The following is a 24,261-nucleotide window of genomic DNA, read 5'->3' on the forward strand; positions in this document are numbered from 1 at the left end:
GCGGCACGACGCCCCCCTCCCCAGGCGGCCCTCCGCACAGCGGCACGACGCCCCCTTCCCAGGCGTACCCCCGCACAGCGGCACGACGGCCCCTCCCGGCAGAGGTCGCCCTCCCCGCGCGGCGCGATCCCCTCCTCCCGTGGGTGGAGCCTTCCGTCCCCGGCCGGACATCGGCGGATCCGTCCACGGGTCCGTGAACCGGAGCGGCCTCCCGATGCACCGTCGGAGCATGTCAGCCATCACCGTCACCCACCTGAGCAAGTCCTTCGGCCGCGTGCGCGCCGTCGACGACCTGTCGTTCGACGTCGAGCGGGGCACCGTCACGGCCTTCCTCGGTCCCAACGGGGCGGGGAAGACCACCACCCTGCGCATGATCCTCGGCCTGGTCACCCCCACCTGGGGATCGGCCCTCGTCGACGGCCGGCCGTACCGGGAACTCGCCGACCCCCTCGCCACGGTCGGCGCGGTGCTGGAGGCCGCGGCCTTCCATCCCGGCCTGACCGCCCGCGTCCACCTGGAGACGCTGCGCACGGCCGCCGGGCTCGCCCCGGAGCGCGTCGCGCACGTCCTGGAGCAGGTGGACCTCACCGAGGCGGCCGACCGCAGAGTGGGCGGGTTCTCCCTGGGCATGCGCCAGCGGCTCGCCCTGGCCGGCGCGCTGCTGGGCGATCCCGGCACGCTCATCCTCGACGAGCCCGCCAACGGCCTCGATCCGGCGGGCGTGCACTGGCTGCGCGGATTCCTGCGGGCCTACGCCCTGCAGGGCCGTACGGTGCTGGTCTCCACCCACGTGCTCGCGGAGATCCAGCAGATCGCCGACCACGCGATCATCATCTCGGAGGGGCAGGCGGTCTTCACCGGCCCGCTGACGCCCGGTTCCGACCTGGAGGAGATCTATCTGGAGGCGATCCGGTGAACCGCCTGATCCGCGCCGAGCTGCTCCGGGCCCGCGCGAGCCGTACCGTACGGACCCTCGCCGTCCTGGCCCCGGTGACCTGCGTGCTCTGGGCCGGACTCGGGGTCGCCCTGATGGGGACGGACGGCCCGCTGCCCGCCGACGACCGGGTCCGCAACGTCTACGCCATGGCCCAGCAGGCCTACGTCTTCACCCTGCTGCTGGGCATCTCCGGCACGGCCGGGGAGTTCCGTCACCAGACGATCACCTGGCGGTTCCTCGTCACCCCGGACCGAGGCCGGGTGGTCGACGCCAAGCTGGCCGCCTACGGGATCATCGGGCTGGCCGTCGCGGCCGTCGCGGCGCTGGCCACCCTCGCGGCCGGGGCGCTGCTGCTGCGGCTGGGCGGGCATCCCGTCACGGCGCCGGGCGTGCCGGCGGCCCTGGCCGGCGCGGTCGTAACCGTCACCGGGTACGGCCTGCTCGGCGTCGGCCTGGGCGCGCTCATCCGCAACCAGACGACGGCGGTCGTCGTGGCCATGCTCTGGTTCATGTACGCCGACTATCTGCTGACCATGCTCCTGCCCGGCCTGGGCCGCTGGCTGCCGGCCGGCGCGGCCCGCGCCCTGGCCGGGATGAGCATCGGCGACGCCGAACTGCTGCCCGCGTGGGCGGGCGGGGCGCTGTTCGCCGCCTACGTGCTGGCGATCGTCATGGCCGCCCGCCTGATCGCCCTCCGCCGTGACGTCGCCTGAGGAGGCGGCGTCGCTCCGGGGCCGGTCGGGCCGTGCGAGGCCCGGCCGGCCTCACAGGGCGGCGCGGATCGCCGCGCTCGCCGCCTCGCGCATCGTCGCGTGCAGGACCGCGTTGGTCTCGCGGTCGGTGCGCGCCTCCACGATCCGCACCCCCTCGCCGCGGATGGCCTTGGGGAGCTGGTCCGGCGCGTCGACGAAGGTGTACGGCGTGCCGGTGGCGGCGGCCAGGTAGGCCAGGTCCACCCCGTGCGAGGTGCCGAAGACACGCTCGAACGGGTCGCGGAGCGCGGCCTGGGGCAGCAGCGAGAAGATCCCGCCCCCGTCGTTGTTGACCACGACCAGGCACAGGTCGGGCCGCGGCTCGCGGGGGCCGAGGATCAGCCCGTTGTGGTCGTGCAGGAACGTCAGGTCGCCCATCAGCGCGAACGCCGGGCCGGTGTGGGCCAGCGCCGCGCCCATCGCCGTGGAGACCACCCCGTCGATGCCGGCCACGCCCCGGTTGGCCAGGATCCGCACCCCGCGCCGGGGCCGCATCGCCTGGTCCAGGTCGCGGATCGGCATGGAGGAGCCGGACACCAGCAGCGACCCGTTGGGCAGCGCGTCGACCAGGTCGCGGGCCAGGCGCGGCTCGCTGAGCCCCGAACCGTCCAGCACCCCGTCGATCGCGTCCCTGGCCGCGGTGTCGGCCCGGCGCCAGGAGTGCAGCCAGGTGTCGTCGCCGGCCGCGATCGGGATCTCCACGGCCTGCGCCACCTGGGTGGCCGAGCGGGTCGGGTCGGGCCAGCGGGTCAGGTCGGGGGCGACCACGATGTGCTCGTCGGCGCGCTTGAGCCAGTTGAGCAGCGGCCGGGACAGGCCGGGGCGCCCGAGGGTGACGACCACCTCCGGCCGGTGCGCGTCGGCGAACTCCGGGGTGCCCAGCAGGTAGTGGTAGGCCGACATCGCGTGGTCGCCGTAGCGGGCCCCGCCGTTGGGCTCCGACAGCACCGGCCAGCCCGCCATGCCCGCCGCCGCGACGTAGCGGCGCACGTTGGGGGCGCCGTCGCCGACCACCAGCACGCCCCGCCGGGTGGGGGGCAGGTGCAGCGCGACCGTCGGGGGCGCCACCCGGGCGCGGACCCATGGCCCGCCGGCGCCGCCGTCCAGCGGCTCGCACCAGGAGGAGTCCCCGTCGGGGATCAGCGGCTCGCGGAAGGAAAGGTTCAGGTGGACCGGGCCGGGGTCGTCCGGGCCCAGGGAGCGGTGGTAGGCGCGGCAGGCCAGCGAGCGCCAGTAGGCGACCTGCCCGGGCCGCTCCTCGGGGACGCCGACCTCGCTGAACCAGCGCACCGCGGTGCCGTACAGCTTGAGCTGGTCCGTCGTCTGGCTGGACCCGGTGTCGCGCAGCTCCGGCGGCCGGTCGGCGGTGAGCACCAGCAGCGGCACCCCCGACTCGTGGGCCTCCATGACGGCCGGATGGAAGTTGGCCGAGGCGGTGCCCGAGGTGCAGATCAGCGCGACCGGGCGCTCGCCGCGCCGGGCCAGGCCCACGGCCAGGAAGGACGCCGAGCGCTCGTCGATGCGCACGTGCAGCCGGATCCGGCTGTCGGCGTGCGCGGCCAGGGCGAGCGGGGCCGAACGGGAGCCGGGGGCGAGCACCACGTCCGTGAGGCCGCAGCGCACCAGCTCATCGACCAGCACGGTCGCGAGCGCGGTCGCGGGATTCACCGGACTGCCTCCTCAAGGCGGCGCACCCAGGCGGGTGACTCCATCTCATAGCGTGCCAAAGCGGCCTCATCGACGGTGGGACGCCACACCGCGAGCATCCCGTCGACCGGGACCAGCGGGTCGGCCACCACGTCCCCCTCCAGCAGGGACAGGGTGCCCAGGCCGCAGGCGTAGGGCAGTTCGGGCAGGGCGGCGGCCAGCGCCACCCCCGCGGCCAGGCCGACGGAGGTCTCCACGGCGCTGGAGACCACCGCGGGCAGCCCGCAGGCCTCCACCACGCGCAGCGCGGCGGCGACCCCGCCGAGCGGCTGGACCTTGACCACCGCGATGTCGGCGGCCTCGGCGGCCCTGACCCGCAGCGGGTCCTCGGCGCGGCGGATCGACTCGTCGGCCGCGATCGGCACCTCCACCTTCCGCCGGACCCGGGCCAGCTCCTCCAGCGTGGCGCAGGGCTGCTCGACGTACTCCAGCGTGAAGCGGTCGAGCTCGGCGATGGCGCTCACCGCCGTGTCGACGTCCCACGCCCCGTTGGCGTCCACCCGCACCCGGCCGGACGGGCCGAGCGCGTCTCTCACCGCCTCTACCCTGGCCAGGTCCTCGGCGAACCTCTGACCACGCTCCGCGACCTTGACCTTGACCGTGCCGCAGCCGGAGCGCCGCGCCATCTCGTGGGCCTGTTCGGGACCGACGGCGGGCACGATGGCGTTGACCGGGATCCGGTCGCGCAACGGCGCCGGCCAGCCGGTGAAGGCCGCCTCCTCGGCGCAGGCCCGCCAGCGGGCGCACTCGGCGGGGCCGTACTCGGGGAAGGGGGAGAACTCGCCCCATCCCGCGGGTCCCTCGATCAGCACGCCCTCGCGGACGGTCTGACCGCGGAAGCGCGTGCGCATGGGGATGCGGAAGACCCGGAGCGAGCCGCCGTCCCACCCGGCCGTTCCCTCTTCCGGGCGACCGACTGTCACGATCGTTTCGCCCCTTTCGTCACTCCGGGGCCCTCCCGGCCGAATGTCCGCCTGTCGGGACTAACCTTACGACTGTGATGATTGGTCCCGCGCACGCGGAGTCACCTTCCGGGGGGCCGCGGGAGCTGAACGCCGTCACCCTGCCACCGGGGCCCGGACTGTTCCACGCGGTCTCCGCGGCACTGGACGGCGACGGCCCCGCCGTCCTGCCGCTCTCGCCCGGCCTGCCGCCGGCCGCGCTGGCCGCCGCGCTCGCCGCCCTGCGCCCCACCCACCTCGACGGGGTGCCCCGGCCCGACGGCGCCGGCGTCCGCGCCGAGGTGGCGGTGGTCATCGCCACCAGCGGCAGCACCGGCGTCCCCAAGGGCGTCGAACTGCCGGCCGCGGCCCTGCGCGCCTCCGCGTCGGCGTCCCTGGAACGGCTGGGGGCCCGGCCCGGCGAGCGGTGGCTGTGCTGCCTTCCGCCCTCCCACGTCTCGGGGCTGCAGGTGCTGGTGCGGTCCCTGCTGAACGGGACCGACCCGGTCATCCACGACGCCTTCTCGCCGGAGGCGGTCCTGGACTCCGGCGCCGACCACGTCTCGCTGGTCCCCACCCAGCTGCGCCGCCTGCTGGAGGTCACCGGCGACCTGTCGATCTTCCGGACGATCCTGCTCGGCGGGGCGGCGGCCCCGGCGGAGCTGCTCGCCCGGGCCGGGGCCGCCGGCGCCCGGATCGTCACCACGTACGGCATGAGCGAGACGTGCGGCGGATGCGTCTACGACGGCCGCCCCCTGCGCGGGGTGGACCTGAGGATCGGTGACGACGGCAGGATCCGCATCGCCGGCCCCGTGCTGTTCTCGGGCTACCGGCTGCGCCCCGACCTCACCGCGGCGGCCACGGAGGACGGGTGGTTCGTCACCTCCGACCTCGGCACGCTGGACGGCGGCGGGCTCGGCGTGCTGGGCCGGGCCGACGACGTCATCAACACCGGCGGCGAGAAGGTCGTCGCCGCCGCGGTGGCCGCGGTGGTCTGCGCCTATCCCTCGATCGCCGACGCCGTCGTGGTGGGCCGTCCCGATCCCGAGTGGGGCGAGCGGGTGGTCGCCGTCGTCGTCTCCCCGGACCCCCCGGCCCTGGCGGAGCTGCGGGCCTTCGTCAAGGAGCGGCTGCCCGTCTACGCGGCCCCCGCCGAGCTCGAGGTTGTGACCGAAATACCACTTTTGCCCAACGGGAAGCCGGACCTCGCGTTCCTCCGTTATGGTCATAAGCGGGAACCGTGAGCGCGCTTGCGCACGTCATAGAGGTAACCCAACCAGGAGGGACGGCCCGATGAACCCAACCCGCAAGCTGTGGGTCTCCGCCGGAGTCGTGGCCGTGGTCCTCATCGGCGGCGTGTCCGTATCCGCGGCCGCCTTCGCCGGCGGGCTGGAGCGGGCCGACAAGCCCAGCCCCGCGACCGAGCCCCACCTTCCCGCCTCCGAGGAGGCTCCCCCGCCCACTCCGAGCACCGCTCCCGAGGAGACGTCGCCTCCGGAGGACTACGTGGTCTCCAGGGAGGTCAACCCCGACCCCGAGGCGGTCACGCGCTATTGGACCGAGCACCGGATGGAAGGGGCCGAGCCGATGCCGATGCCGCAGGTCGAGGGCCCGGTGGACGTCACCGAGTAGGCGCACGGACCTCACCGCACAGGGGTGGATCGGTTGGTGGATCGGTTTCAGGCCGATCCACCCATCATATTTTCCCCGTCAAGTCGGGAACAGAAAGGTCCCAAACGGGGTTATTGGTACTGGTGCGCCGAGCGGCCCCCCGGCCGCCCCACCCGACAATCCGCAACACGACGACTCCGTAATGGAGGAGGTGTCCTCATGCCCCAAACCGCCGCCGCGACCTCATCCCTGTCCGAGGCCCCGACGACCCTCGCCCAGCTCCTGGACCGAGGGCGAGTTCAGGGTCACCTTTCTCTCGCGGAGCTACGCCATGCGTTCGCCGAGGCAGGAGTCAGCCCGGCCGAGGGCAGGTCGATCCTGCGCGATCTCACCGAGGCGGGGGTGAGCCTGGCCGCCGACAACGAGCCCACGCTCGCCGCCGCGGCGAAGAAGAGCGGCACCAGGAAGGCGGCCAAGCCGGCCGCCCGCAAGACCGCCGCCCGCAAGGCCGTCGCGCCGGCCGCCGAGACCCCCGCTGAGACCTCCGGGACGGCGGAGACCCCCGCCCCCGCGACCCGCCGGAAGGCGGCCGCCGCCAAGGCGAGCGCGAAGGCCACCGCGAAGACGGCCCCCAAGGACGCCCCCGGCGACCTCGACCCCGAGCTGGAGCTGGACGGCGAGGAGTGGGAGGAGGTCGACGAGGCCGACCTGGAGGCCGAGGCCTCCAAGGACCTGGACGACCAGTCCTCGGCCATGGGCGACTCGGTGCACACCTACCTGAAGTCGATCGGCCGCCGCACGCTGCTCACCGCCGCCCAGGAGGTCGAGCTGGCCAAGCGGATCGAGGCCGGCCTGTACGCCGAGGCCAAGCTCGAGGCCGAGCCCGACATGCCCGCCTCCATGCGCGACGACCTGGAGTGGATCGCCGAGGACGGCCGCCGCGCCAAGGACCACATGCTGGAGGCCAACCTCCGGCTCGTGGTCTCCGTCGCCAAGAAGTACACCGACCGCGGCATGGCCCTGCTCGACGTGGTCCAGGAGGGCAACCTCGGCCTGATCCGCGCGGTGGAGAAGTTCGACTACACCAAGGGCTACAAGTTCTCCACCTACGCCATGTGGTGGATCCGCCAGGCCATCCAGCGCGGCTTCGCCGACTCCGCCCGGACCATCCGGCTGCCGGTCCACGTGCTGGAGATGCTCTCCAAGCTGTCGCGCGTCGAGCGTGACATGCACCAGCGTCTCGGCCGCGAGCCCACGCCCGAGGAGCTGGCGGTGGAGCTGGACAAGACCCCCGACCAGATCGAGGAGCTGCTGCGCACCAGCCGCCAGCCGATCAGCCTCAACGCCACGATCGGCGAGGACGGCGAGACCACCATCGGCGACCTCATCGAGGACGTCGACTCCCCCGAGGCCTCGGAGGTGGTGGACCGCCAGCTGCTGGCCGAGCAGCTGCGCGGCGTGCTGGGCAACCTCTCCCCGCGGGAGGCCCGGATCATGGCCCTGCGCTTCGGCCTCGTCGACGGCAAGCCGCACACGCTCGACGAGATCGGCAAGCACCTCGGCCTGACCCGCGAGCGCATCCGCCAGCTGGAGAAGGAGTCCCTGTCCAAGCTGCGCCACCCGAGCAACACCCGCCCGCTGCTCGACTGGGCCAGCTGAGCCGGCACTGCGCAGGCGCTTCCGGACCGGCCGTACGCGGCCGGTCCGGGCAACGGAAGACCCCCGGTACGGTCCGTGTACCGGGGATCTTCCGTTGCCCGGTAAGCCGGGCTCAGCCGACCTCCTCCGGAGCGAAGTAGTCGCGCAGCAGGGCGATCCTCCCCCCGCGCAGGCGGAAGATCTGCACCAGCGACATGGTCGTGGCCGCCCCCTCGGGCCCGTCGAAGACGGTGTCGATCTCGACGACGAACACGTCCGGATCGGCGGTGGCGTGCAGGACGTACCGGGTCTCGTCCACGTTGACCGTGCGGCCGTCCCCGGCGGTCACCGCCCGCCCGTAGTAGGCGGCCAGCTGCGCGCGGATCTCCTCGCGGCCCTCCATCCGCCGCGGGAAGGCCCGGCCCGGCGGGACGAGAGGCGCCTCGATGACGCCGTCCGGGGTGAACAGCCCGGCCACCGCGGCGGCGTCGCGGTTCATCGTGGCCCAGACGTAGCGCTCGTAGATCTCCTTGTGCGTGGCGGTCACGACGGACTCCTCGGCTCGGGAAGGATCGCGGCGTGGAAAGCTGTCCCGCCCCGCCCGCCCGGGACGGGCCGGCCGTGCCGAGGGACCCGCCACGCGCGGTACGGCGCGCGGCGCCTGGTCCACGGGACCGGGCGCGTGCGTCAGTGCGCGGTGCCGACGGGCAGCACGTCGCGCGGGACGCCGGTGAGGCGGTGCTGCTCGCGCAGGGTGCGCAGGCGCTCGACCTCGCTCTTCCACATGGCTCCGTTGGGAGTGGCCCTGGCCTTGCGGCGGCTGATCCGGTCGTCGTAGGACCGGACGCCGAAGGCCGCGCGCTGGGCCGCCTCGGCCGCGCGCAGCGCCTTGGTCAGCGCCTGGTCGAGGACCAGGCCCGCGGCCCGCAGCTCCTCGACGGAGGTCGAGGCGGCCTGCACCCGGCGCAGCTCCGCCTCCGCCACCCGAGCCTTCTCCAGGAGCTCGGGGAAGGTCTTCCCGACCTCCTGGTCGGCGTGGTAGCGAACCTCCGCCTCCCGGCTCACCCGCGGTCGGAAAAACGCCATCGTCTGTCCTCTCTCACCCCATCGCCGGGCGGCTCCCGGCGGACGACACCCCGCAGCCTACGCCGTCCGCCTCCTGCTCACCCACTTGGGGAGGTCGTGCCCGGCGTGGCTGCCTTTACACAGTAAGGCACCGGCTGGCACGATGATCCCCATGCCTGCCAAACGACCTCCGATCCCGCTCTCCCGGGAGCGCATCATCGAGGCGGCCCTGCACATCGCCGACGGCCAGGGGCTGCGGCGGCTGACGATGCGCCGGCTGGGCGACGCCCTCCAGGTGGAGGCGATGGCGATCTACCATCACCTCCCCCGCGGCAAGGACGCGCTCATGGACGCCCTGGCCGAGCACGTCACCGCCGTGCACGCCGAGCCGGGCGACAGCTGGCAGGAGACCGCCCGGGCCTGGTGCCGGGCGAGCCGGGCGGCGCTGCGCGAGCACCCGGGGGTCCTGGCCCTGGCCCTGACCAAGCAGCCCAAGGGCCGCGCCGCGGCGGCCCTGCGGGAGCAGACCGAGCAGCTGGCCGAGGCCGGGCTGGCGGACGCGGCCGAGGCCGTGCGGGCGCTGCGGGCCTACGTCCTGGGCGCGGTGGCGGTGGAGGTCCAGCAGTCGGGCTGGGCCGACGCCCCCGACGAGAGCGACGAGCCGTGGCGGCCCCCCTCCCAGGGCGGCGGCAGCCCGGCCGCCGACGCCGACTTCGAGCGCGGCCTCGACGCGATGCTGGCCGGTCTGGCCACCCGCTGAGCCGCTCGGGCGGCCCGCCCCGGCTCGCCCCGGCCCGCCCGGGAGCCGCGCCCCGAGACGCCCGACCGCCTTCGGAGTCGACCGGGGAGCCGCGCCCCGAGGCGTCCTGCCGCCCGCCGAGCCGGGCCGGAACGGCCCTCAGGGCCGTTGCGGCCCGCGTTCCGAGCGCCCCTGGTCGCAGCGGGCCGTACGGCCTCCGTCGCACGTCAGGAACTCGTAACCGATCGTTTACCCGGATTCGGCGTGTCTCACTTGGCCTGTTATGTCTCCATAAGGCACTCTGTGCTATAGGTCACATCGCCGAAGGAAGTTCCGTTGGGGCCATCCCCAGTGGCTCTCAAACGGTCCTAACTGACTATGTCGGCCGGACGTGATCTACAGCACACTTGTTTCCAAGGTGCGTACCTCACCCCGTTCGAGGTACGCACGGTCATATGTCAACCCAGTTGCTCGTCTCCCGTCACGGTGGGAACGGGGCCCCATCGGTGACGGTGCCCCCGGTCGCCCGATGTCGGTCCCGGCGAGCCGATACGAGAAATCCGGAGGCACGCCGATGTGCCCGCACGAGCCGTCCTGTCCGTCCGCTGATGCACGGGACCGCGAAGCCGCCCGAACCCTTGCGGCCCACCCCGAGCAGGGCTGGAGCCTGCTCTGCAACGGTGTGGTGCTGTTCGAGGACACCGGTGAGCTGCTGCCCGACGGCGCCGTCATAGAGCCGCACCGGCCCCTGCTCGGCGTCGCCTGAGCCGCGGAGCCCGCTCCGGGCTCCCCGCGGCCCCCGGCCTCACGCCCGGCCCGCGCGCATCCTCGCGCCGAGCCATCCCGCGACGATCTCGCCCACCCGGGCGGGGTCCCTGTTCAGGTCGTGCCCCTCGCCCGGCAGCACCACCAGATCGGTGGCGTCGCCCTCCTCCGGCACGCCGAACGGGTCACGGTCGCCGTTGACCACCAGCACATCCGCACCCGCCGCGCGCAACTCCTGTGCCCTGGACCGTTCCGGCTTGCCCGGCGGGTGCAGCGGGAACGCCAGCGCGACGACCGCCGCGGCCCGCACCGCCCCAGCCGTACGACAGGCGACCCTGGCCCCGTTGCTGCGGCCCCCCTGAGCCAGCGGCAGCCCCGGATGGGCCGCGCGCAACTCCCCCACCAGCGCCGTCCAGGCCTCGTCCTGCTTGACCGCCGAGCCCGGCGCCCGGGCCCCCCGCAGCCGGAAGGGCTGCGTCACCCTGGCGACCGTCCCGCCGATCTTCAGCACCTCGTCCCGTACGGCCAGCAGGTCCGGGGCCTCCACTCCCCCGCCCGATCCGTGCGTGAGGACGAGCAGGAACGACGGGTCGGGCGCGTGGTCGATCTCCACCCTGGCCGGGCCGTGCGGTGTGATGAGCTCCATGCGACGAAACCGTACCCGGATGGACGGCAATCTCGTCCTCATGGCCGATACCGGCGGCCATGCCCGGGTGCAGACTGAAGGCGTGCAGGACTACAACGACATCCGTCAGGACATGCGCGCCACCGTCGACGCCCGGCGCGACCTCGGCCCCGAGTACGAGGCCGCGCTCGTGGAATCGTTCGTCGACCGTCTCGACGCGACCATCGCCGCCCGGGTCCGGGCCGAGGTGCACGCGGCCGGCGCCTCGCCGTACGCGCCCTATCCCGGCCAGCCGTACCCGAAGGAGAAGAAGCGGGGCAACGCCTCGGTCGCCGTCGCTCTGGGCTCCCTGGGCATCGGCATCCCGCTGACCGGCATCGCCGCGAGCCAGGCGGGCCTGGCGGGGCTGCTGCTGGCCTGGGGCGGCATCGTGGCCGTCAACATCGCCCACGCCCTCGGCAACCTGCGCCACCGCGACTGACCCCGGCCGCCCGGGGGCGGGGGGCCTCGATCGCCGCGGTAAAGGCCAGGGCCTCAGGCGTCGCGGTCGAGCCTGAGGCGGACCTCCTCGGCGAGGCGCTCGTCGGCGTGCTCGAGACCGTAGCGCCACACCTGCTCGGCGTCCTCGTCGCGGCCGCGCAGCGGGAGCGTGCGGGCCAGCAGCTCGATGGCCAGGGCGCCGGTCTCGGCGTCGTCGCCGTCCTCCTCCACCGCCGCGGCGAACTCCGCGCAGGCCAGCTCCAGGTGGGCGATGCCGAGCAGCACCCGCAGCCTCGGCGCGTCGGCCACCTCGGGGATCTCCAGGGCCCCCAGGAGCGCGTCGGCGGCCAGGCCCGCCTCCCCCTCCTGCAGGAAGGACTCGGCCAGCCGCTGCGCCGCGCGTGAGCCGATCTCCGGGTCGCCGGTGGCCAGCGCGGCCCGCAGGGCCTGCCGGGCCTCCTGCTCCCCCGTGGCCAGGCGGGCCAGCGCCATGTGCGCCGGCGCCAGATAGGCGGGGTTGCCCAGCCCGAGCGCGGCCTGCCAGGCGGCCCGGGCCTGGTCGGGCAGGTCCTCCCGCTCGAAGCTGCCGGCCAGCAGGCAGGCCGCCTGGGCGGCGAACTCGGGGTGGCCGGTGGCCAGCGCGGTCCGGGCGGCCGCGCGGGCGCCCGGCACGTCCCCGCGCTCCTGCAGCACCACGGCCAGCCCCACGGCGGCCTGGGCCCGGTCGGGCTCGTCGGGGTCGGCGGCCAGCTCTGCGAAGATCGTGGCGGCGCCGTCCAGGTCGCCGTCCTCGGCCAGCCGGCGCGCGGTGTCCAGGGGACGCGTGTCCACCTCAGGCATGCAGGATCCTTCCCGGGTACGCGGTCGCCCCGAGCCTAACGACTCGGGGCCGTCCGCGTCCCCCCGCACGCGCCCATCGGATGTGCGGCCCGCGCGGGCGGGCCGCACGAGGAGGGGTCAGTCCTCGTAGGCCGACAGGGGCGGGCAGGCGCACACGAGGTTGCGGTCGCCGTAGGCCTGGTCGATGCGGCGCACCGGCGACCAGTACTTGCCCTCGCGCAGCGACGGCACCGGGTAGGCGGCCTCGGTGCGGGTGTAGGCGTGGCCCCACTCGTCGGCGACCAGGCAGTCGGCGGTGTGCGGGGCGTTGCGCAGCGGGTTGTCGGTCTTGTCGTAGGCGCCCGAGCCGACCTTCGCGATCTCCTCCCGGATCGCGATCATGGCGTCGCAGAACCGGTCGAGCTCGGCCAGGTCCTCGCTCTCGGTCGGCTCGATCATCAGCGTGCCGGCCACCGGGAAGGACATGGTCGGCGCGTGGAAGCCGTAGTCGATCAGGCGCTTGGCCACGTCGTCCACGGTGACGCCGGTCTCCTTGGTGATCTGGCGCAGGTCGATGATGCACTCGTGGGCGACCAGGCCGCCGCGCCCGGTGTACAGGACCGGGTAGTGCGGGGCGAGCCTGCGGGCCAGGTAGTTGGCCGACAGGATGGCCTGCTCGGTGGCGGCCTTGAGGCCCTCGCCGCCCATCATCCGGATGTAGGCCCAGGAGATGGGCAGGATGCCCGCCGAGCCGTACGGCGCGGCCGAGACCGGGCCGACCGGCGAGCCCTCGCGCAGCGGGTGGCCGGGCAGGTAGTCGGCCAGATGGGCGCGGACCGCGACCGGGCCGACGCCCGGCCCGCCGCCGCCGTGCGGGATGCAGAAGGTCTTGTGCAGGTTCAGGTGGGAGACGTCGGCCCCGAACTCGCCCAGCTTGGCCAGCCCGACCAGCGCGTTGAGGTTGGCGCCGTCGACGTAGACCTGACCGCCGGCCTCGTGGACCATCTCGCAGACCTGGGTGATGGTCTCCTCGTACACGCCGTGCGTGGAGGGGTAGGTCACCATGATCGCGGCGAGCCGGTCGCGGTTCTTGCCGATCTTGTCGGCCAGGTCGGCGAGGTCGACGTTGCCGTTGTCGTCGCAGGCGACCACGACGACCTTCATGCCCGCCATGACGGCGCTGGCGGCGTTGGTGCCGTGCGCCGAGGACGGGATCAGGCAGACCTCGCGGCTGCCCTCGCCCCGCGCCTTGTGGTAGGCGCGGATGGCCAGCAGACCGGCGAACTCGCCCTGGGAACCGGCGTTGGGCTGGATCGACACGGCGTCGTAGCCGGTGACCTCGGCCAGCCAGCCCTCCAGCCCCTCGATCAGCTCGACGTAGCCCTCGGCCTGGTCCTCGGGGGCGTACGGGTGCAGCCCGGCGAACTCCGGCCAGGTGATCGGCTCCATCTCGGTGGTCGCGTTGAGCTTCATGGTGCAGGAGCCCAGCGGGATCATCGACTTGTCGAGCGCGATGTCCTTGTCCTGCAGGCGGCGCAGGTAGCGCAGCATCGCCGTCTCGGAGCGGTGGCTGTGGAAGACCGGATGGGTCAGGTAGTCGCCCGTGCGCAGCAGCTCGCCGGGGATCGTGTCCTGTACGGCGTGCAGGTCGGCCAGGACGGCGCCGCTGACCTCGAAGGCGGCCAGGACCTGCTCCAGGTGGAGCGACTCGGTGCGCTCGTCGCAGGAGATGCCGACGTGGTCGGCGTCGACCAGGCGCAGGTTGATCCCGTTCTCGCGGGCGGTCTCGACGACGCCGGCGGCGCGGCCGGGCACCCGGGCCAGCAGGGTGTCGAAGAAGGTCTCGTGCACGATCTCGACGCCGCCGTGGCGCAGGGCCTCGGCGAGCACGACGGCGTGCCGGTGGACGCGCCGGGCGATCCGGCGCAGGCCCTCGGGGCCGTGGTAGACGGCGTACATGCCGGCGATCACGGCCAGCAGCACCTGCGCGGTGCAGATGTTGCTGGTCGCCTTCTCCCGGCGGATGTGCTGCTCGCGGGTCTGCAGCGCCAGGCGGTAGGCCGGGCGCCCGTCGGCGTCCACGGAGACGCCGACCAGGCGGCCGGGCATCTGCCGCTGCAGCCCCTCACGGACCGCCATGTAGGCCGCGTGCGGACCGCCGAAGCCCAGCGGGACGCCGAAACGCTGCGAGGAGCCGACCGCGATGTCGGCGCCGAGCTCGCCGGGGGCGGCCAGCAGGGTCAGGGAGAGCAGGTCGGCCGCGGCGACCACCTGGGCGCCGAGGGCGTGGGCGGCCTCGGCCACCGCCCGGAAGTCGCGGATCCGGCCGCTGGTGCCGGGGTACTGCACCAGGACGCCGAAGCACTCGGGCAGCTCGGCGGTGAAGTCGCTCTCGACCAGCTCGATGCCCAGCGGCTCGGCGCGGGTGTGCAGCACCGCCTTGGTCTGCGGCAGCGCGTCGGCGTCGATCACGAACACGTTCGACTTGGCCTTGCCCGCGCGGCGGGCCAGGGTCATCGCCTCGGCCGCGGCGGTCGCCTCGTCCAGCAGGGAGGCGCCGGCGACGTCCAGGCCGGTCAGGTCGGAGATCACCGTCTGGAAGTTCAGCAGGGCCTCCAGGCGGCCCTGGGAGATCTCCGGCTGGTAGGGCGTGTAGGCGGTGTACCAGCCCGGGTTCTCCAGCAGGTTGCGGCGGATGACGGCGGGGGTGATCGTGTCGTGGTACCCCAGGCCGATCATCGAGGTCAGCACGGTGTTGCGGGCCGCGAGGGCGCGCAGCTCCCCGATGGCCTCGGCCTCACTGGCCGCGGCGGGCAGGGCGAGGCGGTCCTTGGCCCTGATCGTCTCGGGCACCGCCACCGCGATCAGGTCGGAGACGGAGCCGAACCCGACCGCCTCCAGCATGCGGGCCTGGTCGGTGTCGTCGGGCCCGATGTGACGGGTCGCGAACGGCGGAGGGGTGAGCTCGCTGAGGGGTGACAGATCGGTCATGGAAAGCCTCCCGAGGCGGTGGAGACCGGCGCTGGGCGCGGACATGTGCTGCCGGATCTCCCCCTCTGTCATCTCGACCTGAGAGCTTCACCTGCCCGGAAGGGGCGGGCTTTCACCGTCGGTGAGACGCGCCTGGCGGACGCACCTGCTTTCCAGAGTTGCCTCGTCCGTGCGGTACAGGGTGCCTGAGAGATTCCGGGGAGGTTGCTCCTTCGGCGCCCCGATCGGGTCGGGGTCTCTCCCGCACAGGGTCAACAGCGGTATCAACCTTACCCCGTACGGCGCGCCCTGCGACGGCGGGCCAGCTCATCGGCGTGGTGCTCGGCTAAAGGGCCGTCAGGGGTCTCCGCACGCTCGCCGGGCAATTCCGCCAGAGAGCCCTCCACCTCCTGCCAGACCCGGCCCAGAGCTATGCCGAACACTCCCTGACCCCCCTGCAGGAGGTCGATGACCTCGTCGGGCGAGGTGCACTCGTAGACGCTGACCCCGTCGCTCATCAGGGTGATCTGGGCCAGATCGCTGACCCCGCGGGCACGCAGGTGATGCACGGCGATGCGGATCTGCTGCAGGGAGACGCCGGTGTCCAGCAGGCGTTTGACGACCTTGAGCACCAGGATGTCGCGGAAGCCGTACAGGCGCTGGGAGCCGGAGCCGTGGGCGGCCCTGACCGTGGGCTCGACCAGTCCGGTGCGGGCCCAGTAGTCCAGTTGCCGGTAGGTGATCCCGGCAGCGGCACAGGCCGTGGGGCCCCGATAGCCGACGTCGGCGGGCAGGCTCACCTGCTGCCCCTCGAACAGCAGACCTTCTTCTCCGGCACGCTGGCGCGCCGACCGGCGCCGCCCCGGATCATCCTGGCCGGCCGCCTTTCCTTCGCCGCTGCTGACCGCCACTGCGGACCTCCGGCTTTCTCTCATCCCATGGCCTGATCTGGGGGTTTGCACACGGCCACAGGTTCACTCGCACCGTATGACTGGGGTCCAGCTCAGTCAACGACCCCACTCGGCGCGTCGTGAAGCGTAAATGCACCGAAATTCCTACCCCGCGCGGCCGAAGTCCTCCGGCGAGATCTGGTCAAGGAACTCCCTGAACTTCTCCACCTCGTCTTCCTGGCCCTCCTGGTCGTCCGGAATGATCACTCCGGCCTCGCGGACCACGTCCTCACTGGCGAAGATACGCGCGCCGGTGCGCAGTGCCAAGGCGATCGAGTCCGAGGGACGGGCGCTCACCTCGACGCCGTTGGAGAACACCAGATCGGCGAAGAAGATGCCCTCACGGAGAGCGACGATGTTCACCGTGCGCAGCCCCACACCGAGAGCGTCCAGGACGTCGCGGAACAGGTCATGGGTGAGCGGCCGCGGCGGCGGCTCCTCCGCCTGGGCCATGGCGATCGCGGTCGCCTCGTTCATGCCGATCCATATGGGCAGATAGCGCTCCCCCCGCGCTTCCTTCAACAGGACGATGGGCTGGTTGGAGGGCATCTCAACCCGAACGCCCACGACCTCCATCTGCAACACGGGCTGCTCCGTCTTTTCGCTGAGTTCCGACCGGTTTCTTCAACGTAACACCCACAGGGCGGGAAGCGCCCGGTCAGGTCCGGCCTCACCTACCCAGCGCGTCACGTACCCCGGAACGCAGGAGCGAAGCGTGCAGCTCCAGCAGCAGGCCGGATATCTCCCTGGCCGTCTCGTCCGCCCTGTCGATGGCGCCGGGGCCCTTGCGGCGCAGCAGGGGGGCCACCGCCTGCTCCACGAGCCCGGCCTCCCGTTCGGCGGCGGCCCTGACCGCCCTCAGGTGGCGGGCGTGCAGCCCGAAGGCGGCCAGCGCGCCCACGCTGCGGGCCACGGCCAGCGCCTCGGCGTCGTAGTGGCGGGCCACCGCCGACAGCAGGCCGTAGTCCTCGAGCTCGGTCAGGGTCTCCTCGTCGAGGTCGGCCGCGGCCAGGAGCTCCTCCCGGGTGAGGCGGACCTCGGCGGGCGCCTCGTCGGGGATCGCCCGCGGCCGGGCGACCGGCCGGTCCTCCCGGTCGGCCGCCTCCAGCCGGTCCTTGATCACGCGCAGCGGGAGGTAGCGGTCACGCTGCTCGCTGAGGATGTACCGCAGCCGCTCGACGTCGGCGTAGGTGAACTTCCGGTAGCCGGAGGGACTCCGCTCCGGCTCGATCAACCCCTCGCCCTCCAGGAAACGGATCTTGGAGATGCTGACGTCGGGGAATTCGCCCTGCAGAAGGGCGAGGACCTCCCCGATGCTCATATGCGCACGAGCGGCCTGCGGGCTCATCATCCTCCAGCGGCGCCGCGGGTGAGGAACACCAGACGGAACTTTCCGATCTGCACCTCGTCCCCGCCGTAGAGCGGGACCTCCTCGATCCGCTCACGGTTGACGTAGGTGCCGTTCAGGCTGCCGACGTCACGGACGGTGAACATGCCCCCGCCGTGCCGGTAGAACTCCACGTGGCGCCGCGAGACGGTGATGTCGTCGAGGAAGATGTCGCTCTCCGGGTGGCGGCCCACGGTGGTGAGGTCGCTGTCCAGCAGGAAGCGGCTGCCGGCGTTCGGGCCGCGCATGGCGACCAGCAGAGCCGTGCCCGGACGCAGCTGCTCGACGGCCTGCCGCTCTGCGAGGAGCGTCTCCCCTGTCTCCGCCTCATAGGCCTCGATCCCGGACAAGGAGATTGTCGACGTGCTGTCTCCCGGGACCTCAGCTCTGGTCAGCGGCGACCCGCAGCGAGAACAGAAACGCGCGTCCTCGGGGTTGGCATGACCGCACTGCGTGCAGTAGACGCTCGGCATCGATCGGCTCGGCCTCCTACCGCGAAGACGCGGCAACGGTGCTCGGGGATGCGCGCCTCGCTTCTTCGCTTCTCAAGTGTGTTCAGACTGCGAATGCCGAAACTTACGCCGCTGAGGCGCAAAGGTCAAGGCGAGCGGTCGACCGCGGGTTCGGTCGTGTCAAAGCTACAGCGGGGCACGGTCCAAGGTCTACATCTCTGCCCATGGCGGCGATGGCGCGTCGCATGGCGTTCGGCGGCGGCGCCGGAGTATATGATCTTGTACGGGGTCACAGGCCGGCGGCGCGTTCCACTACGCGGGCCCAGCGTTCCAGGAGGGCCTGGGCGGAGTCGACGTCGGGGCCTTCGGCCCACAGGTGGGTGACGGCCTCGGCGGGGTCGGGCAGGACCAGGGCCCAGCTGCCGTCCTCGGCGACGACCCGGACTCCGTCGGTGGTGTCGATCCGGTAGCCCTCGGCGGCCTCGATGACAGAGCGCATCACCACGCCCTTGGCCGCCCAGGGGGTGGGCACCGTACGGCGCAGCAGGCGGGCCACGGGGATCCTGGCGTCGATCTGGCTGAGCGACAGCCGGGTCCTGGCGACCAGGCCCAGCAGGCGCAGGAACACCGCCAGGCCGTCCACCGTGGGGCCGAACTCCGGCACGATGAAACCGCCGCGCCCGTCCCCGGCGAAGACCATGTCGGAGGCCTTGGAGGCGGCGGTGAGAGCGTCGATCGCGGTGGAGGTCCACTCGACCTGCACCCCGTGGAACCGGCAGACCTGCTCGGCCACGCGGGTGGTGGTCACCGGCAGCGCCACCCGGCCGCCGCGCCGTTCGGCCGCCACCAGGTCCAGCACGACCAGCAGGGCCCGCTCCTCGCTGATCAGCTGGCCCATCTCGTTGACCAGCGAGACCCGCTCGCCCACCGGGTCGAACCGTACGCCGAAGGCCGCCCTGGAGGAGCTGACGAGCTCCGACAGGCGCTGCAGGTCACGGCGGCGCTCGGCGAAGGTCTCGGTGGGCGAGGCGTCGTCCAGCCGGTTGTTGACCGTCAGCACGTCCACCCCGACCCGGCCCAGGAGGCTGGGCAGCACCAGCGAGGAGGTGCCGCCGGCGCAGTCGACCACGACCTTCATGTCGGCGTCGCGCACGCCGCTCATGTTCACATAGCGCAGCAGTTCGTGGGTGTAGCCCTCGACCGCGCGGGAGGGGAAGGTGAGCTCGGCGATCTCGCCGGGGAAGGCGCGGCGGAACTCCTGGCGCGAGAAGACCCGCTCCAGCTTGCGCTGGGCCGACTGCGACAGGTCGGCGCCGGTCTCGTCCATGAAGACGATGTCCACGCTCTGCGGGTCGCCGGGGGTGGTGCGCAGCGCGATCCCGCCGACGGCGTTCTCCCTGGCGGTGTGGAAACGCGAGACCGGCAGCGGGGCGGCCTCCAGGTCCAGCACGTTGATGGCGCTGGCGTTCAGGGCGCTGATGACGGCTCTCTTCAGGGCCCTGGCGGCCCGGGAGGAGTCCCGGGAGGTGACCACCGAGGTGCCCTTCCTGAGGGTCGTGGCGTAGGCGCTGGCCAGCCGTACGCACAGCTCCGGGGTGATCTCGACGTTGACCAGCCCGGAGACCCCGCGCGGGCCGAACAGGTTGCGCTGGCCCCGCGACTCCCAGATGACGCTGGTGTTGACGACGGCTCCGGCCTCGACGGTCTTGAACGGGTAGACCTTGACCCCGGAGGAGACGTAGGCCTCGGCCTCGATGATGCACTCGTCGCCGACGACCGCGTTCTCCTCGACCCGGGCCCCCGTCATCAGGTCGGTGTTCTTGCCGATGACGCAGCCGCGCAGGTGGGTGCTCGGTCCCACGTAGACGTTGTCGTGGACGACCGCGCGGTGCAGGAACGCGCCCTCGCGCACCACCGCGTTGCTGCCCAGCACGGTGTACTCCCGCAGCTCGGCCCCGGCCTCGACCTTGGCGTAGTCGCCGATGTACAGGGGGCCCTTCAGGATCGCGTCGGGGTCCACCACCGCGCCCTCGGCCACCCAGACGCCGGGCGAGAGCTCGAAGGCCCCGATGTCCACCTTGACCCGGCCGGACAGCACGTCGGCCTGGACCCGCAGGTAGCTCTCGTGGGTGCCGACGTCCTCCCAGTAGCCGTCGGCCACGTAGCCGAACAGCGGGGCCCCGCGCTTCAGCAGCTCCGGGAACACGTCCGCCGACCAGTCGACCGGCCCGTCGGCGGAGACCTCGTCGAGGACCTCCGGCTCCATCACGTAGATGCCGGTGTTGACGGTGTCGGAGAAGACCTGGCCCCAGGTGGGCTTCTCCAGGAACCGCTCCACCCGGCCCTGCTCGTCGACGATGACGATGCCGAACTCCAGCGGGTTGGGCACCCGCTTGAGCCCGATGGTGACCAGGGCGTCGTTCTCCCGGTGGAAGCGGATCATGTCGGTCAGGTCGATGTCGGTGAGCGCGTCCCCGGAGATGACCATGAAGGGCGCGTCGCGGAGCTCGTCGGCGGCGTTCTTCACGCTCCCGGCGGTGCCCAGCGGCCGCTCCTCGGTGGCGTAGTACAGGTTCATCCCGAGCTCGTCACCGTCGCCGAAGTAGTTGCGCACCAGGGCGGCCAGGAACTGCACGGTCACCACGGTCTCGGTGAGCCCGTGCCGTTTGAGCAGGCGCAGCACATGCTCCATGATCGGCCTGTTGACCACAGGGAGCAGGGGCTTGGGCTGGTTCGCGGTCATCGGCCGCAGCCGTGTCCCCTCACCGCCCGCCATGACGACGGCCTTCACTGATCACCTCTAACGGCTTTCGGCTCCTTTTCGGAGCTGCCGCACCTGTACCCAATACAGCACCCCTGACCACCAGTACAGCCCGACGCCCCAGATCGCCAGTGACCAGCCCACGATTCGCGCCGGTTGGGCGTACCACGCGTCGTGGTGGGCCAGGAAGAGCAGCGGGAAGGAGTAGAGCAGGTTGGCCGTGGCGGCCTTGCCCAGGAAGTGCACCGGCAGCGCCGGGCCGTACCCGAGTCTGCGCAGGATCGGCGGGATGCCCAGCAGCATCACGTCCCGGAGCGGGATGATCAGCGCCAGCCACCAGGGGATGATGTCCCGCAGGGCCAGGCCCAGCAGGGTGGCCAGGATGTAGAGCCGGTCGGCCAGCGGGTCGAGCAGCCGGCCGAGCCTGCTGGTCTGGTTCCACGCCCGGGCGATCTTGCCGTCGAGCCAGTCGGAGAACCCGGCGAGCATCAGCAGCGCGACGGCCCAGCCGTCGGCCTTCGGGCCCAGCACGAGCCAGAGGAAGACCGGGACGCCGAGCAGCCTGGCCAGGCTCAGCGCGTTGGGAACCGTCCAGATCCGATCCTCGGTTCCCGATATCTCCGAACTCACCCGTTTATCTCCTCCCCGTGCCTGATAGCGACACTACTGTGTTGATGGCGACGCTTCGCGTCGCGGCTCGGGGGCTGTGTTTGATGGCGACGCTTCGCATCGCAGGCTCGGGGGCTCCTCGATCCGGCTCCCGCCCTCGTCGCGTCCTCGCTTCGCTCCGGGCGCTCCTCCGTTGGTTCACCGGCGCCCCCTCGCAGGTGGCCGTGACGACGGAGGGCGTCGTTGGGCAGTCATCCCGCACCCCAGAGCATGTGTCGGCGTGTCTTGATCGTGGGGGTGGTGATCGGGAGGGGGACGCGCTAGGGTTTCGGCCGACCAACGCGGGAGCCCGGAGAACCGGGCTGAGAGGACGGCTGTGACGGCCGCCGACCGCCAGAACCTGCTCCGGGTAATGCCGGCGAAGGGAGTTTGCGCGATGGCTGACGCGCGGCTGTCCAGTTCCAAGATCTATGTGGGTGACCTGCGGGTCCCCATGCGCGAGGTGCGGCTGACCAACGGGGAGTCTGTGACGCTCTACGACACCTCGGGGCCCTGCACCGATCCTGCCGTGAGCGTCGACGTCACCCGCGGGCTGCCGCGCCTGCGCGAGGAGTGGATCCTCGACCGCGGTGACGTGGCGCGGTACGGCGGGCGCCGGCCCGGGCCGGCCGACGACGGTCACCGGGACCAGGAGTCGTGGGACCGTGACCTGCGGTCCCTGGACGCGGTCTTCGCCGGGGGCGGGCGCGGGCCGCTGCGGGCGGCGGGGGCGCCGGTGACGCAGCTGGCCTACGCGCGGCGCGGGCAGATCACCAGGGAGATGCAGTTCGTCGCGGTCCGCGAGGGCGTGACGCCGGAGTTCGTGCGCGAGGAGGTGGCCGCCGGGCGGGCGATCATCCCGGCCAACGTCAACCACCCGGAGAGCGAGCCGATGATCATCGGACGCAACTTCCTGGTGAAGGTCAACGCCAACATCGGCAACTCCGCCGTCACCTCCACCATCCAGGAGGAGGTGGACAAGATGACGTGGGCGACGCGGTGGGGCGCCGACACCGTGATGGACCTGTCCACGGGGCGCAACATCCACACCACCCGCGAGTGGATCATCCGCAACTCCCCGGTGCCGATCGGGACCGTCCCGCTCTACCAGGCGCTGGAGAAGGTCGGCGGCGCCGCCGAGGACCTGTCGTGGGAGGTCTACCGCGACACCCTCGTCGAGCAGTGCGAGCAGGGCGTCGACTACTTCACCATCCACGCCGGGGTGCGCCTGGCCCACGTCCCGCTGACGGCCGGGCGCAAGACCGGCATCGTCTCCCGGGGCGGCTCGATCATGGCGGCCTGGTGCCTGGCCCACCACCGCGAGAGCTTCCTGTACGAGCACTTCGCCGACATCTGCGAGATCATGGCCGCCTACGACGTGGCCTTCTCGCTGGGCGACGGCCTGCGTCCCGGCTCGATCGCCGACGCCAACGACGAGGCCCAGTTCGCCGAGCTGCGGACGCTGGGCGAGCTCACGAAGATCGCGCACGCGCACGACGTCCAGGTCATGATCGAGGGCCCCGGGCACGTCCCGATGCACAAGATCAAGGAGAACGTCGACCTGCAGCGCGAGCTCTGCGACGACGCGCCGTTCTACACTCTCGGCCCGCTGACGACCGACATCGCCCCCGGCTACGACCACATCACCTCGGCCATCGGCGCGGCGATGATCGGCTGGTACGGCACCGCCATGCTCTGCTACGTCACGCCCAAGGAGCACCTGGGCCTGCCGAACCGCGACGACGTGAAGACCGGCGTGATCACCTACAAGATCGCGGCGCACGCGGCCGACCTCGCCAAGGGGCACCCGGGCGCGCAGGCCTGGGACGACGCGCTGTCCGACGCCCGGTTCGAGTTCCGCTGGGAGGACCAGTTCGATCTGTCGCTGGATCCGGACACCGCCCGGTCCTTCCACGACGAGACCCTGCCCGCGGCCCCGGCCAAGACCGCCCACTTCTGCTCGATGTGCGGCCCGAAGTTCTGCTCCATGCGGATCAGCCGGGACATCGCCGACAAGTACGGCGCCGCGGCCGCACCCGGCGACGACGAGATCGAGGCCGGGATGCGGGCCAAGGCCGAGGAGTTCGCGGCGGGCGGCAACCGCCTGTACCTCCCCCTGGCCGACTGACCGCCCGGAAACCGTCAGCCCTCGGTCTCCGGGGCGCCCTCGACGCGCCCCTCGGCGCCCCGGCCGGTCGTCTCCCCCAGCCCCGAGGACTCCGCGGGCATGGCCGACCCGATGCCGGAGGCCCGGTCGGCGGGGTTCTGCGGCTCGTCGGGATAGGAGGTCTCGGTCATCGAGCCGGCGCTGCCGACGGCGTCCTCCATGCGCTGGTCGGCGGGGCCGCCGGAGTCCGGCACCCAGCTCTCGTCACGTTCGGTGTCGTTCATGGCGTTAGCCTGCCCAGGAAGGAGGGCTCCTACCGCCGCCCGCGCGAACGCGGGAGGGGGCGTCCCCCGGCCCCGGGGGGCGGGCCGGAAGGACGCCCCCGCGTCACGGGAGGCCGCTCCGCCGCGCCGCGGAGCGGCGCCCGTCCTGCCTCAGGAGCGCCGGACGGCGGCGCGGGGCGACCAGGCCCAGATGAGCACGGCCACCGACAACCCGAACAGGGCCAGGCCGCTGGGCACGTGGGTGCCCAGCGCCTCCCAGCTGAAGTGCTGACCCATGCCGATCAGGAACAGGCCCAGGCTGGCCAGCGCGGGCCAGCCGGCGCCGCGGCCGGGCCGCCAGACGAGCACCGCGGCCACGATCTGCAGCAGGGCGATCAGGTGCACCACCATGCCCACCATCACGTGGGTCTCGGCCAGGTCGGCCCCTCCGTTGACGGCCTGCCCGGCGAACGAGGCCGCGACGATGAGTCCGGCCGCCTGGGCGACGACCAGGATGCGCAGGCCGTACAGAAGCCCGGTGGAGACGGGCCGGCCCTGCGGGACCGCGGACCCCTGGGTGATGACCTCCTGCATGGGATGTGTCCTTCCTTCGGTGAGTGGTCAGGAGCACATCGTGGTCGCCG

The 24,261-nt window shown here is 72.5% G+C and carries 24 protein-coding genes and 2 riboswitches; of the genes, 9 read left to right on the plus strand and 15 right to left on the minus strand.

The window, feature by feature from the left end:
- The first annotated feature begins 229 nt into the window (after positions 1-229).
- Together Psi01_RS30800 and Psi01_RS30805 are read left to right on the plus strand one after the other, a co-directional pair.
- Positions 230-916, plus strand: a complete 687-nt coding sequence (locus Psi01_RS30800) for an ABC transporter ATP-binding protein (protein ID WP_204067635.1) — start codon at positions 230-232, stop codon at positions 914-916.
- Complete coding sequence (locus Psi01_RS30805; RefSeq protein ID WP_204067636.1) at positions 913-1,650, plus strand: ABC transporter permease subunit; 738 nt, start codon at positions 913-915, stop codon at positions 1,648-1,650. Before Psi01_RS30800 ends, Psi01_RS30805 begins: the two co-directional genes overlap by 4 nt.
- 51 nt (positions 1,651-1,701) lie before the next feature.
- Here Psi01_RS30805 and menD read toward each other — a convergent pair whose 3' ends face one another.
- Positions 1,702-3,357: a 2-succinyl-5-enolpyruvyl-6-hydroxy-3-cyclohexene-1-carboxylic-acid synthase gene (menD, locus tag Psi01_RS30810; protein WP_204067637.1), complete on the minus strand. Its 1,656-nt coding sequence runs from the start codon at positions 3,355-3,357 to the stop codon at positions 1,702-1,704.
- Positions 3,354-4,319 (minus strand): o-succinylbenzoate synthase, encoded by a 966-nt coding sequence (locus tag Psi01_RS30815; RefSeq protein ID WP_275424615.1) that lies wholly within the window; start codon positions 4,317-4,319, stop codon positions 3,354-3,356. The genes menD and Psi01_RS30815 overlap by 4 nt, the downstream gene beginning before the upstream one ends.
- A gap of 77 nt (positions 4,320-4,396) precedes the next feature.
- On the opposite strand from Psi01_RS30815, the gene Psi01_RS30820 reads away from it, so the two are divergent.
- The 3 genes from Psi01_RS30820 to Psi01_RS43605 all read left to right on the plus strand — a co-directional run bounded on the left by Psi01_RS30820 (position 4,397) and on the right by Psi01_RS43605 (position 7,607).
- Positions 4,397-5,581, plus strand: coding sequence for an AMP-binding protein (locus Psi01_RS30820; protein ID WP_204067692.1), 1,185 nt, complete (start codon positions 4,397-4,399; stop codon positions 5,579-5,581).
- Between the two features lie 49 nt (positions 5,582-5,630).
- Positions 5,631-5,969, plus strand: a complete 339-nt coding sequence (locus Psi01_RS30825) for a hypothetical protein (RefSeq protein WP_204067638.1) — start codon at positions 5,631-5,633, stop codon at positions 5,967-5,969.
- A 198-nt stretch (positions 5,970-6,167) separates the two neighbouring features.
- Complete coding sequence (locus tag Psi01_RS43605) at positions 6,168-7,607, plus strand: RNA polymerase sigma factor (RefSeq protein ID WP_239128140.1); 1,440 nt, start codon at positions 6,168-6,170, stop codon at positions 7,605-7,607.
- A gap of 112 nt (positions 7,608-7,719) precedes the next feature.
- Here Psi01_RS43605 and Psi01_RS30835 read toward each other — a convergent pair whose 3' ends face one another.
- Both Psi01_RS30835 and Psi01_RS30840 read right to left on the minus strand, forming a co-directional pair.
- Positions 7,720-8,133, minus strand: coding sequence for a nuclear transport factor 2 family protein (locus tag Psi01_RS30835; RefSeq protein ID WP_239128141.1), 414 nt, complete (start codon positions 8,131-8,133; stop codon positions 7,720-7,722).
- A gap of 140 nt (positions 8,134-8,273) precedes the next feature.
- Positions 8,274-8,672, minus strand: coding sequence for a hypothetical protein (locus Psi01_RS30840; RefSeq protein ID WP_204067639.1), 399 nt, complete (start codon positions 8,670-8,672; stop codon positions 8,274-8,276).
- A gap of 151 nt (positions 8,673-8,823) precedes the next feature.
- On the opposite strand from Psi01_RS30840, the gene Psi01_RS30845 reads away from it, so the two are divergent.
- Both Psi01_RS30845 and Psi01_RS30850 read left to right on the plus strand, forming a co-directional pair.
- Positions 8,824-9,411, plus strand: a complete 588-nt coding sequence (locus tag Psi01_RS30845) for a TetR/AcrR family transcriptional regulator C-terminal domain-containing protein (RefSeq protein ID WP_204067640.1) — start codon at positions 8,824-8,826, stop codon at positions 9,409-9,411.
- Positions 9,412-9,964: 553 nt separating this feature from the next.
- Positions 9,965-10,156, plus strand: a complete 192-nt coding sequence (locus tag Psi01_RS30850) for a DUF5999 family protein (protein ID WP_203877676.1) — start codon at positions 9,965-9,967, stop codon at positions 10,154-10,156.
- Between the two features lie 39 nt (positions 10,157-10,195).
- Here Psi01_RS30850 and Psi01_RS30855 read toward each other — a convergent pair whose 3' ends face one another.
- Positions 10,196-10,801 carry an alpha/beta hydrolase family protein gene (locus tag Psi01_RS30855; RefSeq protein WP_204067641.1) on the minus strand — a complete coding sequence of 202 codons (606 nt, stop codon included), beginning with the start codon at positions 10,799-10,801 and terminating at the stop codon, positions 10,196-10,198.
- On the opposite strand from Psi01_RS30855, the gene Psi01_RS30860 reads away from it, so the two are divergent.
- Positions 10,800-11,261: a hypothetical protein gene (locus Psi01_RS30860; RefSeq protein WP_204067642.1), complete on the plus strand. Its 462-nt coding sequence runs from the start codon at positions 10,800-10,802 to the stop codon at positions 11,259-11,261. The two genes, Psi01_RS30855 and Psi01_RS30860, sit on opposite strands and share 2 nt — an antisense overlap.
- A 53-nt stretch (positions 11,262-11,314) precedes the next feature.
- Here the strand turns inward: Psi01_RS30860 and Psi01_RS30865 are convergent, their stop codons facing one another.
- The 8 genes from Psi01_RS30865 to clsA all read right to left on the minus strand — a co-directional run bounded on the left by Psi01_RS30865 (position 11,315) and on the right by clsA (position 21,229).
- Positions 11,315-12,100, minus strand: a complete 786-nt coding sequence (locus Psi01_RS30865; RefSeq protein WP_204067643.1) for a hypothetical protein — start codon at positions 12,098-12,100, stop codon at positions 11,315-11,317.
- Positions 12,101-12,217: 117 nt separating this feature from the next.
- A complete protein-coding gene (gcvP, locus tag Psi01_RS30870; protein WP_204067644.1) occupies positions 12,218-15,070 on the minus strand; it encodes an aminomethyl-transferring glycine dehydrogenase in 2,853 nt (950 codons plus the stop codon).
- A gap of 162 nt (positions 15,071-15,232) precedes the next feature.
- A riboswitch (glycine riboswitch) is annotated at positions 15,233-15,324 on the minus strand.
- 15 nt (positions 15,325-15,339) lie between these two features.
- Positions 15,340-15,960, minus strand: a complete 621-nt coding sequence (locus tag Psi01_RS30875; protein WP_204067645.1) for a MerR family transcriptional regulator — start codon at positions 15,958-15,960, stop codon at positions 15,340-15,342.
- A 144-nt stretch (positions 15,961-16,104) separates the two neighbouring features.
- Positions 16,105-16,584: a bifunctional nuclease family protein gene (locus Psi01_RS30880; RefSeq protein WP_204067646.1), complete on the minus strand. Its 480-nt coding sequence runs from the start codon at positions 16,582-16,584 to the stop codon at positions 16,105-16,107.
- 85 nt (positions 16,585-16,669) lie between these two features.
- On the minus strand, positions 16,670-17,320 hold the full coding sequence (gene ftsR / locus Psi01_RS30885; protein ID WP_239128142.1) for a transcriptional regulator FtsR: 651 nt from the start codon (positions 17,318-17,320) through the stop codon (positions 16,670-16,672).
- A 26-nt stretch (positions 17,321-17,346) separates the two neighbouring features.
- A complete protein-coding gene (locus tag Psi01_RS30890; RefSeq protein ID WP_204067647.1) occupies positions 17,347-17,859 on the minus strand; it encodes a double zinc ribbon and FHA domain-containing protein in 513 nt (170 codons plus the stop codon).
- Between the two features lie 268 nt (positions 17,860-18,127).
- Positions 18,128-20,629, minus strand: a complete 2,502-nt coding sequence (locus tag Psi01_RS30895) for a mannose-1-phosphate guanyltransferase (protein ID WP_204067648.1) — start codon at positions 20,627-20,629, stop codon at positions 18,128-18,130.
- Positions 20,630-20,638: 9 nt separating this feature from the next.
- Positions 20,639-21,229 (minus strand): cardiolipin synthase ClsA, encoded by a 591-nt coding sequence (gene clsA / locus Psi01_RS30900; RefSeq protein ID WP_204067649.1) that lies wholly within the window; start codon positions 21,227-21,229, stop codon positions 20,639-20,641.
- 310 nt (positions 21,230-21,539) lie between these two features.
- Positions 21,540-21,652: riboswitch (TPP riboswitch) on the plus strand.
- Here clsA and thiC point away from each other — a divergent pair.
- Positions 21,645-23,375, plus strand: a complete 1,731-nt coding sequence (gene thiC, locus Psi01_RS30905; RefSeq protein WP_204067650.1) for a phosphomethylpyrimidine synthase ThiC — start codon at positions 21,645-21,647, stop codon at positions 23,373-23,375. Its footprint overlaps the riboswitch before it by 8 nt.
- Positions 23,376-23,389: 14 nt before the next feature.
- Here the strand turns inward: thiC and Psi01_RS30910 are convergent, their stop codons facing one another.
- Positions 23,390-23,638 carry a hypothetical protein gene (locus Psi01_RS30910; protein WP_204067651.1) on the minus strand — a complete coding sequence of 83 codons (249 nt, stop codon included), beginning with the start codon at positions 23,636-23,638 and terminating at the stop codon, positions 23,390-23,392.
- A 150-nt stretch (positions 23,639-23,788) separates the two neighbouring features.
- The gene (locus Psi01_RS30915) at positions 23,789-24,211 is read right to left on the minus strand and encodes a hypothetical protein (protein WP_204067652.1); all 423 of its coding nucleotides are present in this window, start codon (positions 24,209-24,211) and stop codon (positions 23,789-23,791) included.
- Positions 24,212-24,261 lie beyond the last annotated feature (50 nt).

Source organism: Paraplanobispora siamensis (genome assembly GCF_016863175.1).
Classification (GTDB): domain Bacteria; phylum Actinomycetota; class Actinomycetes; order Streptosporangiales; family Streptosporangiaceae; genus Planobispora; species Planobispora siamensis.

Coding starts and splice junctions, on each gene's coding strand:
- gcvP (WP_204067644.1), bottom strand. CDS start 15,070: ATGACCGATCTGTCACCCCTCAGCGAGCTCACCCCTCCGCCGTTCGCG.
- Psi01_RS30860 (WP_204067642.1), top strand. CDS start 10,800: ATGCGACGAAACCGTACCCGGATGGACGGCAATCTCGTCCTCATGGCC.
- Psi01_RS30825 (WP_204067638.1), top strand. CDS start 5,631: ATGAACCCAACCCGCAAGCTGTGGGTCTCCGCCGGAGTCGTGGCCGTG.
- Psi01_RS30855 (WP_204067641.1), bottom strand. CDS start 10,801: ATGGAGCTCATCACACCGCACGGCCCGGCCAGGGTGGAGATCGACCAC.
- Psi01_RS30915 (WP_204067652.1), bottom strand. CDS start 24,211: ATGCAGGAGGTCATCACCCAGGGGTCCGCGGTCCCGCAGGGCCGGCCC.
- Psi01_RS30865 (WP_204067643.1), bottom strand. CDS start 12,100: ATGCCTGAGGTGGACACGCGTCCCCTGGACACCGCGCGCCGGCTGGCC.
- Psi01_RS30845 (WP_204067640.1), top strand. CDS start 8,824: ATGCCTGCCAAACGACCTCCGATCCCGCTCTCCCGGGAGCGCATCATC.
- Psi01_RS30840 (WP_204067639.1), bottom strand. CDS start 8,672: ATGGCGTTTTTCCGACCGCGGGTGAGCCGGGAGGCGGAGGTTCGCTAC.
- Psi01_RS30800 (WP_204067635.1), top strand. CDS start 230: ATGTCAGCCATCACCGTCACCCACCTGAGCAAGTCCTTCGGCCGCGTG.
- Psi01_RS30890 (WP_204067647.1), bottom strand. CDS start 17,859: ATGCCGAGCGTCTACTGCACGCAGTGCGGTCATGCCAACCCCGAGGAC.
- Psi01_RS43605 (WP_239128140.1), top strand. CDS start 6,168: ATGCCCCAAACCGCCGCCGCGACCTCATCCCTGTCCGAGGCCCCGACG.
- Psi01_RS30820 (WP_204067692.1), top strand. CDS start 4,397: ATGATTGGTCCCGCGCACGCGGAGTCACCTTCCGGGGGGCCGCGGGAG.
- ftsR (WP_239128142.1), bottom strand. CDS start 17,320: ATGAGCATCGGGGAGGTCCTCGCCCTTCTGCAGGGCGAATTCCCCGAC.
- Psi01_RS30910 (WP_204067651.1), bottom strand. CDS start 23,638: ATGAACGACACCGAACGTGACGAGAGCTGGGTGCCGGACTCCGGCGGC.
- thiC (WP_204067650.1), top strand. CDS start 21,645: ATGGCTGACGCGCGGCTGTCCAGTTCCAAGATCTATGTGGGTGACCTG.
- Psi01_RS30850 (WP_203877676.1), top strand. CDS start 9,965: ATGTGCCCGCACGAGCCGTCCTGTCCGTCCGCTGATGCACGGGACCGC.